This window comes from Sphingobacteriales bacterium (assembly GCA_016700115.1).
Classification (GTDB): Bacteria; Bacteroidota; Bacteroidia; order Chitinophagales; family UBA2359; genus UBA2359.
The window spans coordinates 2,453,320-2,465,909 of record CP064999.1 but is presented as its reverse complement, the minus strand read 5'-3'; the positions used below and the strand labels follow the sequence as shown (position 1 = coordinate 2,465,909).

Here is a 12,590-nt window from a genome sequence, read left to right as displayed (position 1 = left end):
GAATTAATCCTTTTCCATGCATTTTAAAATAATTCTTCCCTTTCTTAACATCGGGAAATCTTTTTTTTAACCTTGGAGAAGCTAAAAGATTTTAGCCATTACCTGTTTATTGAGCTACACTCTGAGCCTTTAATTCTTTTTTTTATGGGACATTTTGTTGGTTTGAGTTGCCGTTGGAAGTCATCCTTTTTTTGAGTCTGTAATTAATACAGATGATATAATATTTAAACCAAAAGATGGGATGTTGAACAATGTAGGAAACAATAAATACCCCTCATCTTCTATTTGAATACAACAATGATAGCAAACCAAAAATCGAAAACCCTTCGTATTTTTGCCACAATATCTTAGATTAAACGAACCATGAAAAAAGTTGCCAAAAGCCCCGACATCAAATCTATAACCAACAACGCAGCATGAAAAAGAATTTATTTATTGCCTTAGAGGGGATTGATGGAAGTGGTAAAAGTACACAGGTAAAACTTTTGGCAGAAAGATTAAAACAAGCAGGACATAAAGTTTATACTACATTTGAGCCTACAGATAGTCCGATTGGATCGGTTATCAGAAATATTTTTAATCATAGAATAGAAGCCGATCATCGGGTGATTGCAGGTCTTTTTGTTGCCGACCGGTTGGATCATTTGCTGAATAACACCAACGGAATTTTAAAAAAATTGGAAGAAGGCTTTACCGTCATCACAGACCGTTACTATTTTTCATCATTTGCCTATCAAGGGGCGCATGTTTCTTTGGATTGGGTGATTGAAGCCAATTCTTTAAGCGCTGAACTTCTTCGTCCTGACTTAAACATATTCATTGACATTTCGCCTGAAATCAGCATGAAGCGGTTGAACAAAGGAAGAAGTTCAATGGAATTGTATGAAACCCTCGACAATTTGAAAAAAGTCAAAGAAAAATATTTTGAAGCAATAGACCGACTTCGGCATCAGGAACAAATCTTTTTTATTGACGGCAACCAAACTCCCGAAATCATTGCAGAGGAAATTTGGAACGAAGTGGTACTTTTAGTCTGAGAAGGGGCGACCCTTAAATAGATTTTTTTCTGTCTAAAAATTCAATTTCCACAAAATAATTTCTGATCGTGGGTCTTGCAGTTTTAGTAGTTGCCACTTTAACAGGAAAAACAGGCTTCCCTATGCATTGAGCATGATATTGAGATCTAATTTTTTCATCTTTAAAACCTCCTGCATCACTCTTTGACCTCTTTCGGGGTCAGATAAAAGATTTCCGGTAATCGCAGGAACAATTTGCCAGAAAACCCCAAACCTGTCTTTCAACCAGCCACACATACTTTCTTCACCGCCTTCGGTAAGGCGATTCCAATAGTAATCAATTTCTTCCTGTGTGTTGCAGTCCACCACCAGCGAAACTGCCTCGTTAAAGGCATAGCCATGTGCCCCGACTCCATCCATAGCGATCAGGTCATGATTGTTGAGTTTAACCTCCGAATACATCACTTTTCCGGCGTTGGGGTCATCTTCAGGAAACGGCACCAACAATGGGACGAAAGAATTTGGAAAAACAGAAGTATAAAAACGGATGGCTTCCCCGGCTTTTCCAAACATACCATCGGTAAACAGCAGGGAAGGAATTATTTTTTGAGTATCGGTTGTTGTTTCAGCTACTGTTATTTGCCAACTCATCCCATATTTGTCTTCCAACCAACCATAACGGGAACTCCATTCATATTTGTCAATGGCCATCAGGGCTTTGCCTCCTTCGATAAGTTTTCCCCATATTTCATTGGTTTGTTCAATCGTGTCGAAAAGAGCAGTAAATGAAAAAGAAGGGTTAAACTTAAATCTGGAGCCTGCATTTAACCCCATAAACCTGGTTCCATTCAGTTCAAATTCAACAACTAAATGATGGATATTAAGGACTTTAGAATTGGGAAAGACAGAACAGTAATATTGGGCGGCTTCAAGTGCAATTCCATCATACCACAAACAAGATTTTATCGGATTGTCATACATAGTTGTAAAGATAGTTTTAGTGGAGTTCGGTATAAGATTTAAACTTATTTAAAATCGCCTGCCATCCGGCTTGTTGCAACTCGACCGGAAAAGTGTTTTCTGCTTCAAAGGTTTCAGTGATGTTTATTCCTCCATCTGCAGATTCGAAAATTACCGACACTTCTCTGCCATCGTCCAAAACATATTCAATAACCTGATGGAGCTTAACATTGGTATAAGTACCTGAAAAATCAAATCCATGGCTTCCGTCTTTGGCTTCCATTCGGTAGTTGTATTTCCCTCCAATTTCCAGGTTATTTTCGGCTACGGTAGTATGCCAGTCTTCTGATGCGGCATTCCAGTGCAAAATATGTTCGGGGCTTGTCCATATCAACCAGACTTTTTCGATGGGAGCTTTTACAAAAGCAGTTACTTTTATTACAGTTTTTTTAACAGGCTCCATAGTTAGGATTGCGTTTTAGGTAGATGAAAATTGAATCTACAAAAATGCGCAAAGTTTGTTGAATTCAAACGTTTATTGTTTTTTTATTGAAGCAAAGCTTACAACAAAATTCTAACTTTCATTTTCACGCAATAGTGAAGTTAGGTTTGAAGACTGATTTTTTTAGATTGCGGAACATAAGACGGATATTAAAAAATTACTTTATCCAAAACTTAATCAATTCCAAAGGTGTTTTTTTTAAAGTATTCCGGCTTAATTTTTTATGGCTTAAAATTATCTTATCAATTACTGATTTCTTTTTTGCCAAAAATTAGCCTGGTTGAATATTTGAAAGCCTTAATTTTGAAAACCACCATTATTAATTAAATAAATCGTATCAATTATGTCATTAAGATTAGGAGATGTAGCTCCAAATTTCAAAGCACAAACTACTGAAGGAGAAATTGACTTTTATTCATGGCTGGGAGATTCATGGGGGGTGTTGTTTTCGCATCCTGCCGATTTTACCCCCGTTTGCACCACCGAACTCGGAAGAACAGCCATGTTAAAAAACGAGTTTGAAAAAAGAAACACCAAAATTATTGCGGTTTCGGTGGATGATTTAGCTTCCCATAAACGATGGGTGCCCGATATCGAAGAAGTCAACCGCGTTTCGGTCAATTTTCCGATCATTGCAGACGAAAATCATCAGGTTGCTCAGCTATACGATATGATTCACCCAAATGCCAGCGAAAAATCTACGGTTCGATCGGTGTTTGTCATTGGCCCGGATAAAAAGGTAAAACTGACTTTGACCTACCCTGCATCCACCGGACGCAATTTTAATGAAATTTTGCGTGTCATCGATTCACTTCAACTGACTGCCAATCATAGTGTGGCAACTCCCGTAGATTGGCAGAACGGAGACGATGTTATTGTTACGTTGAATGTGCCAACCGAACAAATTCACGATAAATATGGCGTTGATGCAAACATCAAAAAACCATATTTGCGCTATGTTCCACAGCCTAAATAACCGGTAAAGGATATTGTACATTTTATGGGGTTGTAGCTGTGTTTAAACTGATTAAAAAACACGGCTGCAACCCTTTTTAAATTTATTCATGCCTGTACGAGGTATTTATACCACTTCGCTATCTAAAAGAACCCACTCCTAACACCTCCGAGGAGTGGAATTTAAAGACTTTAAGCATTCATGCGTGGTGCAAAATTATATCATAGTTGGTATAACCCTTTTTTCGAACTCAATTCCTGAAGCAGCAAATAGGTAGGATGGCTGGAAAAAAAATCCCAAACACGGGTATAAGCGAGAAACTCAATTTTAGAACCGAATTTAGAAGGGGATTTCAGATAAATAGTCAGCAAAGGTGGGTTTAAAAACAAGAACTGTCTGACCTGTTCGATTTCGGACAATGGAATTTGAATGGTCTGACGGTAATTACTGATTAACAGGTAATCCTGAACGAGGGTAACCTTTTTAAGATGCAGGCAAAACCGGAAAAGTACCCAAATGCCAACAGACAAGGCAAGCACGAAGCCAAATAGTAAAATTAAAATGGTTTTAAAGTCAATTTCGCTTGTAAAAGCTACCGAAACAATAGTTATTGTGGCAATCAAATAGATTATTCCGAAAAAAAATGGAAAAACAAATTTCATCACCGGAGTCCATGAACTCGATAAAATTCTTGTGTCTGCTTGCATGTTCTACTTTTCCTGTTTTATGAAACACCTAAAAACCTCTCAATATCTGTTTAAGGAATGGTGATGTCGGTGTTTCCTTTTAAAATCGGATGTTTTGTTTGCATGGGCATTACTTTGTGATACCATTCCGCCAACTCATCGGGCAAACTCTGGACATCGAACGGCAGTTCCCGAATTATATCTATCAGCGAGTTGATACGGGCTTCCATAGAATGGTATTTGTTCAGTACAACTACTTTTTTATCGTGCAGGATGCAGTATCCCGAGTTAAAACTGCCTTTCCCTGTCTTCAACCGGTAACCTCCTTCTTTCAAAAGGTTTTCAAGTGCCTCTAAAGTATGTTGTGTGTACCTCATATATAAAAGTCAGCCACTTTACCGAAAAAGTGGGATGTTGGTAAGTTGAAAAAATTAGCTTTTGCGCCAAAAAATGCTTGATTTTTCAGACAGGAGAATTGGTGAAAGATTCCCCACCGGCTAAAATGTTCAAAAAAACACCGTTTCTAAAATCGCGAATGTCTTTATGAATTAAAAAGGCATGCCGTCTTCGTCCTCAGGAGGAGGCTGAGAATTATTTGAATCGTTTTCGTTGCCTGAAACCAATTTCCAAGCCCTGACTTCGGTGTACCAGCGACCATTATATTCTCTGCTTTCGAGGTCTATATACGCCGTAACTTTTTGTCCTTCTTGTACTTTAAATTGTTCGACTTTATCTCCCCAAAGCATAACCAATACTTTTTTGGGATATTGACTCTCCGTTTCAAGTATAAATTCCTGTTTGCGCCAAGGGTTACCACTGCGGTTTGTACCTTCCTGTAAAGGCAGTAACTGAATAATTCTACCGGTAATTTCCATATTCTTACGCGTTAAAGAGTTGCTAAGTAGGCCGAAAGTTACATCTTTTTATACATTATTGATACATTGGTATAAATTACTTTTATTTTTTTGTGCGAGCGTTCTACCTTTTTTTTACCAAAACTTCATAAAATTTAAGCAAGTTTAACCTCGCTTTTTTACTCAAAAACTACAACAACCACTTAAACCGGAAAAAAACAAAGAAACTATTTAAGTCCGGTTTGTTTGGGAACAATCTACAATTCAGACCCGGTAAAAAAAAAGCAAGCACATTTATAAAAAAAATTTTCGCCCATACATCTGTTTTATTCACCAGGCAAGGCAAAATTTTCTCCAAAAAAATGTCAATTTTATAGATTTTTAAATCAATTTTCCTCAATTAAATTGACTTTTCTCTCCTAAAAATTTCAATTTTAAAGGTTAAAAAATAGATTTTTGGAAGTTTAATTAATCTTTTGTTTCCTAAAATCATCATTTTATTGAGTAATGAAGTAAGATTTGACCCAATTCCGGTTTTTATAAAAGTTTTAAAATCAATTTTCCTTTTTAAAAAAGCAATTTACGCTTTAAAAAAAGCAATTTTCCTCCTTAAAAAGACAATAAAATTTGCTTCTCAAGTTAGTTTTTTGATTTTAATTTACCGGCTTCTTACCTACTTCGGGAAAGGGTAGGCGAAATCAGGGCTATAGGTTGTCAGTTTTTGATTGAAGCCCCCCCCTGTTTTTAAAGGTCTGACCCGCAAAGTTTAACTGAGGGTAATAAAACAAGAATTTACCGCTTTCCAAAATAGCATAAATCTTGTTTTAATGTGTTACAGACAAGAATTGTCCGGATTGGGGGTACTTTGCACATTATTCCGGTATAAACTCATAACATCCCAGGTCCCAGGCTCCATCGTTGCGGTTGTTTCCCAACAAATCGGTCTGTAAACTGATGGTTGTAAAACCGAGGTCAATTTGAAAGTCGGACAATCCGGCGTTGATGCAAGGCGAATCGTCGTTCAATCTAAAATCTCGTTGAAATGAGTTGACAAACAGGGTGTCCTGAAAAGCAGGGTTCAACAGACAATCGGCAACCAAAGGGTCAGTATTGCTTCGCTCGGTTTTTAGCAGACAACGAGTAAGCGTGGTGATAAAATTTGGATCTCCGCCTTCGAGTTCATCATCGAGCAGAAGCTCTTCTTTTTCACTTCCGTAAATGATACAGTTGGTAAAAGCCGTTTGTGTGTATGGAAAGATACTGACGGTATTGTCTATCGGAAAATAATTTGCAATCCTGACAATAGGGCTTCGATGATTGATGATGGCGTTGCTGTAATTTGCAAAAGTACAGTTGACAAAAGTATATTGACCCCCATACTCGAACTGAAGATTGTGGCGGCCACAATTATAAATCAGGTTGTTATAACCGACAATTCCGGTTGATAGACCGATGATGCCCGAATCGAAAATATCGCGTATCACACTGTTCCCGATAATCAAATTGGGACGTTGATTGACCGAAACCGAGTCGGTTCTGATTCCAAACAGGGCGTTTTTAATCAATGCCCCGGTAATCAGGTTGTCGTAGCTGGCACTAAGCAGGTATATACCGCCCCATTGTCCGGGGATTCCATCGTAATATTGTTCTAAGCGGGTGCCGGTAAATGTAACAATCTGGGTAGAGTCGGTTCCGCCATTTACCAGAAGGCTTCCCTTAACATATAGTACAGCGTTGTTGTGAAGATGGATTCTGCACCCGGGCTCAATGGTCAGGCGTTGAAGGGTATCAACGATAATGCCTCCATAGATAACATAAGGCTTGTTATTGGTCCATGTAGTGTCGCCGGTAACCCCTACCTTATGCCCGTTTGGAGTTCCGGGTCCGAAAAAATTGGCGTTTTGCCCCCATGCTCTCAGAATTACCTTTTGAAGGTTGCCGTTTGTTTCAAACAAAATGCTGTCTTCTACCACAAAGGGAGTAGTAGTGTCGTCGGGGTCTATGGTAACTTCTACAAACACATATACACTATCTTCGGCCCAAACTTCGATATTACTCAGGTTTTTACCCGAAAGTCCGTCAATATTCATTCTAAACGGAGAACCTTCGCCACCCCCCATCCTTGCCGAAGAAATATTAATCCGGTTTTTATGGTTGTTGTAAACCAAAAAACCATGGGTAGTAGAGCCAACGCTTGTAAATACGGTATCAAACCCTAAAGTATCGGTTGAAAAAGCGAGTTTGTCGGAAGTATCAGTAGCCCAGTTATCATCACGACAAAAGGTGAACAATAACATCAGGGCCGCACAAATACTAAAAAGGTAAATCTGAATAAATCGGTATCTGAACACGTTGTATTTTTAAGGAATGAAACCGCAGTTTGGCCGGCAAAAGTGTAAGAAGATGATTAAACGAAACAAAATGTTGCATTCGAGCCGCAAATATCAGGTCGCAAAAATAGACAAACTATGCCAAAGCTCGAAGTTTTGGTTGGTGTAATTAGATTAGGATAATACGGAAACGCAATCCGTATTTTGAAAAATCCTTCAAATCAATTTTTCTCGTTACATTCCTTGTAAAAAAAATCCCTGATATCCTCCTTCAGAAAAAAGTAAGCACTGCAAATTTTTTTTAAATTTGTTGATACAAGCAATAAATCAATTCACTACCTTACACCATCATAAAAAAACACATTGGGGAACACAAACTAACTAACGAAACATTTTTTAAACCGCATTAAAACTCCAATTTATGCGTAATGAAAAAAGTTCTTTCCCTGTTTCATGCTTTAAGTATTTGGTTGTCTTCGTATCGCTTTCCCTATATATATGGGGGGGGGTAATGTGTTGATGGGGCAACCGCTTGATTTTTGCGGACTGATTGAGAAGCCGCCGCTTCAACAAGGACAAACAGCCCGTTTTTACGATCGGTTTGGAAATGCTTATACCGAAGAAGAGGTAAGGCTCAATTACTATCCTTTAGCTTTCAAAAGCGATTGTGAGAGCGGACATTTCGATCTTTACTTTGAAGGAACAACATGGTCAGATGAGGAACAAGAAACTATCTGCCAGGTTTTTGCTGACCTTTCTGATTTGATTATCTCAGAAAGCGACCTTCCTGTCGATATTTTGGTAAATAAAATGGAACTTACTAGCGGTGTTGCCGGAACCGGTTCCCCATTTTGGGAGGCTGAATGTGGCATGGCAAACAGCCTGATTTTAGACCGCCTCAACAACACTTACTTAACTTCTTATCCTGCAGGTTATTTTTTGGGCGAATTGCGAATCAGTAACCTTTATGCTTGGCATACCTTAGACGACGACCTGCCAACCGATGACTTTGATAACCCTACGATTGCAGCCAACTATTTAGACCTTTACAGCATCGCATTACACGAAGCCTTGCATATTTTGGGGTTTGCCTCCAGAATAAGCGTTAACGGAACGCCCCTGTTGGATGGCGATTTCTATTCCCGTTGGGATAGATTTATTTATTCTAAACTCGAAGAGGACTATTTGTTGCAACATAACCCTTCTATAGATTGTTGCGACGACTATACCTTTAATGAAACCGATTTCCCCGATATGCCCGATGATTTGGCTTCGGGCTGCAACTTAAAATTAGCATTTAAAAACGCGGATGATGTAATTATTGCACCCGTAAATGTGGGTGCTTACACCACATTTACAGGCGGTAACGGTCCTTCGTTTTTTCTGAATAAACTCTCGCATTTAGATTTTGGTTGTGCTACAAACCTGGGATTAAGTCCGGCATTAAAATATGTCATGCACTACGAATTTGATTATGCCGAAGCAAGGCGGGTAGTTACCGCCGAAGAGCAACAGATACTCTGTGCATTGGGCTATCATTTAGTCACCGAGGAAAGCTGCCCGCAAAACTGCGAAGTATTTACCAACCCCGATTCCTATCAAATCTTTTTACAGGGAACGGCTGCCAATAACCCGCTTATTTTTGACTTGACCGATAATAACAGCATCACAGCTAATGATATCATACCCGAAGGTGCAGACATAAGCATCGTTACCGATTGCGGTTTTATAGGCGATTTAAATGTAACCCTTGTCGGTACTACCCTAACCATAACAGCTACTTCAACAGGTATTTTCTACTTCTGCTACACCGTAGTATCTTGCGATGGTATTTGTCAAACCGAAATAGTAACCGTTGTCGTAAAGAACGAACCAATAGAAACTGTATGCGATGATCCATACTGTAATATTGTGTGCTTTGGTGATTTTGAAGAGTTTAATTATAATGATGTCATTTACGACGGACTAAATGTGCCCGAAATACAATTTGATGGTAGGATTAGCAGTCCTCATATTACAGACTATGATGAAAACAACCAATTGCTTATCGCGATAGCAGGAACTCTTTCGGCATTCGATTGGGATGCAACTCCTATTCCTTTATCAAAACCCATACCAATAGGATGCGAAGTGGTAATCAGTTTTAACGCAACTGCATTATATATGTACTTGCTTGCATGGGGAAATGATCCTGACATAGAACCCACTATACAATTTACAGCTTTAAGCGATTATCCTCCTTGTTCGTCTTTTCCTTTTCCAGATTGCACTAGCGATGAGTTTTTTTTGTGTGGTAGCACAATTACCGCTACAAATATGAACTTGGATCCATGTGGACTTCCTATTAATTATCAAGCAATTCAACCTACTGCAATGACTGCCATTTTAGATGCCATTGATTTTAATAATTTACCTTTTTACAGTTTTACCTGGATAAATACTACTGGAACACCAATTAATACTTTGCTTTTGAATGTCAATTCAACTATCGGTAGTTCAGAGAATGCAGGGTTAACAAATTTGTTTATAGACAATCTAAAAGTTACCCTCGAATGTGAAGAACATATCAGTATAAGTGCAGACGATATAGACGATGTTTGCCCGGGCAGTATTGTTACCATCCCCTATACTATCTGTTTAGAAACTCCCGAAACAGGGCCTTTTGACCTCGTAAGTGTATTTTTGGATGCCGACATAGAAAGCCTGCCCGGAGTTTCTGTGGTTAACGGTAGCGGTGTTTTTAATAATTTTGGGCAAACAACTGTAGATTTTGACCCCAATACCAACCTTTGTACAACTGTTGATCTAAACCTCAACATTGGCTCTTCTTTTACTGTTGGGCAGGAAATTATTATCAACATGCAAGCCATTAATTCCGGCACAAGCGGTATATGTATAAGTGGAAACGGCGCGGGGATAAATGTAGTGCTGACCATTATTGAGTGCGAACCGACAGTTCCCCCTTATGATTGTCTCGATATAACCAACTTTTTCACCGTGAACGCAGGCACACAGGATGTTTATATACTATCCGAGTTTGGCGAAAACCGGAACAGCTATTCCCCGCCCGCCACTGCCACATGGCAGCCCGGTTCCCATCCGTTTACCGCTATTACCGGCAGTTCAACCGACTTGTCGTTTAATGTGGATTTGGTCATCCCCAACGGCATAGAACTTGCTATCAACGATATGAATCTGTTTTTTGCCCCCGACAAACGCATTCTTGTACAGCCCGGCGGATCGCTCAGTATAGAAAATACAGTGATTGACGGTGTTTGTGAAGTAATGTGGACAGGTGTTCAGGTTCAAGGTCCGGGTATAGATATCACACCATCCCCAAGTAATGCAGGGAAATTCGATATGTATGAATCGCAAGTGCTACACGCTATCTTAGGAGTAGTAAATATGAATTTAGCCCCGCTCAACAATACCACTATTGCCAATACTTCGCCGCCGGATAACCCATATATCAACGTATCTTCAATTTCATTACCCGTTTTGTTTTCCGACTCTCCGGCAAGAGCAACCTCCGGAGGTATAATTTCTATCAACCACTCCAATTTTAAAGGTTGTTTTCAGGACATCAACGTAAGTTGGAACAACAACATCAATTATTCTTTTACACACAACGATTTTCTTACCGAAAGCGCCGGTTTATGGTATCCGTTTAACAACCTAATCGAACAGCCCGAAGCCGGCATTCATGCCACATGGTGTAACCGAATTGTTGTTTTAGATTGTTATTCTCATAACCATAAATATGGCATCAGAGCAAACCACGTAGCACACCTGCTGGCAAGAGATAACTTTTTTGAAGAAAATCAAGTAGGAATCTCTGCCCGCAATTTTAAAAACGCCATATCGCAGGTCAGTATAATAGAAACCAATAATTTTCAAAACTGCCGCCTGTCTGTACAAGCAGACGGAAACGACTTGTGTAAGCTGATAGGGAACAAGGTAAACGACACCGGTAACAGTATAGATTTCTATAACCCTCTTCTCACCGCTTCATTCTACCTGCGAGGCTCAAACATATTGGCAACCAACAATTTTCTGCATAATACGAATATGGGTATCATCATCAACCAAAGCGATATGGACGGCTCAATAATTGCCGGCAACCTCGTCAACAACACCCAACAAGCCATCATAGTAGAAGGCGATAATTCTGCCACATGGTTCTGGTGCAACCACTTGTTGGATTACGCCCATTACGGTTTAGACTTGCGAGCCTTCTACAACTCGAATGGAGTTCTTCCACAACAGGGAGATTGCGATTTAAATTTACCTGCCGCCAATACTTTTGTCCCTTACAGTGGCGAAGGTGTTTTCGGGGTGATGGACATTAGGTTAGGCCCCGCTGTCGGAGGCTTCGAAGTAAACAGCATTATTTATAACGATGTAAATGCTACCGAACTGATAGATGAAGACTTGTCGGCAATCGGAGACTACGAACCGGAAAATTGTTTTGATATTGGATTAAATGAATTTTGTTCAGACCAAGGATATACTCCAATCTCTGATGTAACAGAATATTTTGGCATTGATGCCATGACTGATTTAGAATTGGCTGAACTCGTATTGCGATTATTGACAGACAGCAATTATATTGATGCTTTGTCTTTACTGCATGAGTATAATGAATATCTTTTGGCCCAACGCCGGCTTGTCCCGCATTACATTGCTATTGACAGCATTGAAGTTGCACAAAATCTGTTGAACCTGATAGATGCCGAAACCGAGGAAAACCTTAGGTTTGTGGAGTTAAATCAGTTGTTGATTGATCTGCGCAACGACAACCGCACCATATTTGAAATAACAAATGCCGAAGAAGACCAACTATTAGATATAGCCGAAAGCGGCACCAAAACGAGCTACAAAGCGCAGACATTGCTATATCTGGCAAAGACGATAGAGTTTCCCGTCGAATTGCCGGCCTTGGCAAATGGCGGCGACAACTGGTACACTTCGTTTAAAAATTGGAATAATCAATCACTGTTTAGATTATATCCAAACCCAACTACCCAAACAGCATTTATAAATTGTACATTGTCTAAAGACGAGGAGGCCATTTTAACTATATATAATTCTATAGGTAAAAGAGTAAGCACCAACTCGTTTAAAAATAGTGGAACATTTAATATAGATGTTCATCATTTTACATCTGGGTTGTATTTTTATACAGTAAGCCTTAATGGCAAAACCATTTTTAAAGATAAATTGGTTATCTTAAACTAATTATTCACATGCCACGCAACTAAACATTAAGTTGCGTGGCATTTTAAAT

Annotated in this window: 9 protein-coding genes; 3 read left to right on the top strand and 6 right to left on the bottom strand. The window is 39.2% G+C overall.

Annotated elements, in window-relative coordinates; translation table 11 throughout:
* Positions 1–416 precede the first annotated feature (416 nt).
* Positions 417–1,037, top strand: coding sequence for a dTMP kinase (tmk, locus tag IPM47_08795; GenBank protein ID QQS31000.1), 621 nt, complete (start codon positions 417–419; stop codon positions 1,035–1,037).
* Positions 1,038–1,157: 120 nt separating this feature from the next.
* Here tmk and IPM47_08790 read toward each other — a convergent pair whose 3' ends face one another.
* On the bottom strand, positions 1,158–1,997 hold the full coding sequence (locus IPM47_08790; GenBank protein QQS30999.1) for a VOC family protein: 840 nt from the start codon (positions 1,995–1,997) through the stop codon (positions 1,158–1,160).
* Between the two features lie 16 nt (positions 1,998–2,013).
* Positions 2,014–2,439: an SRPBCC family protein gene (locus IPM47_08785; GenBank protein QQS30998.1), complete on the bottom strand. Its 426-nt coding sequence runs from the start codon at positions 2,437–2,439 to the stop codon at positions 2,014–2,016.
* 382 nt (positions 2,440–2,821) lie between these two features.
* Between IPM47_08785 and IPM47_08780 the strand changes: the two genes are divergently transcribed.
* Positions 2,822–3,454, top strand: coding sequence for a peroxiredoxin (locus tag IPM47_08780; protein QQS30997.1), 633 nt, complete (start codon positions 2,822–2,824; stop codon positions 3,452–3,454).
* Positions 3,455–3,654: 200 nt separating this feature from the next.
* Here IPM47_08780 and IPM47_08775 read toward each other — a convergent pair whose 3' ends face one another.
* From IPM47_08775 to IPM47_08760, 4 genes are all read right to left on the bottom strand, one after another.
* A complete protein-coding gene (locus IPM47_08775) occupies positions 3,655–4,140 on the bottom strand; it encodes a hypothetical protein (GenBank protein QQS30996.1) in 486 nt (161 codons plus the stop codon).
* Positions 4,141–4,190: 50 nt separating this feature from the next.
* On the bottom strand, positions 4,191–4,496 hold the full coding sequence (locus IPM47_08770) for a hypothetical protein (protein ID QQS30995.1): 306 nt from the start codon (positions 4,494–4,496) through the stop codon (positions 4,191–4,193).
* Positions 4,497–4,667: 171 nt separating this feature from the next.
* Positions 4,668–4,994, bottom strand: a complete 327-nt coding sequence (locus IPM47_08765; GenBank protein QQS30994.1) for a DUF3127 domain-containing protein — start codon at positions 4,992–4,994, stop codon at positions 4,668–4,670.
* A gap of 851 nt (positions 4,995–5,845) precedes the next feature.
* A complete protein-coding gene (locus IPM47_08760) occupies positions 5,846–7,324 on the bottom strand; it encodes a hypothetical protein (protein QQS30993.1) in 1,479 nt (492 codons plus the stop codon).
* 477 nt (positions 7,325–7,801) lie between these two features.
* Here IPM47_08760 and IPM47_08755 point away from each other — a divergent pair, with 477 nt between their 5' ends.
* Positions 7,802–12,541: a T9SS type A sorting domain-containing protein gene (locus tag IPM47_08755; GenBank protein QQS30992.1), complete on the top strand. Its 4,740-nt coding sequence runs from the start codon at positions 7,802–7,804 to the stop codon at positions 12,539–12,541.
* Positions 12,542–12,590 lie beyond the last annotated feature (49 nt).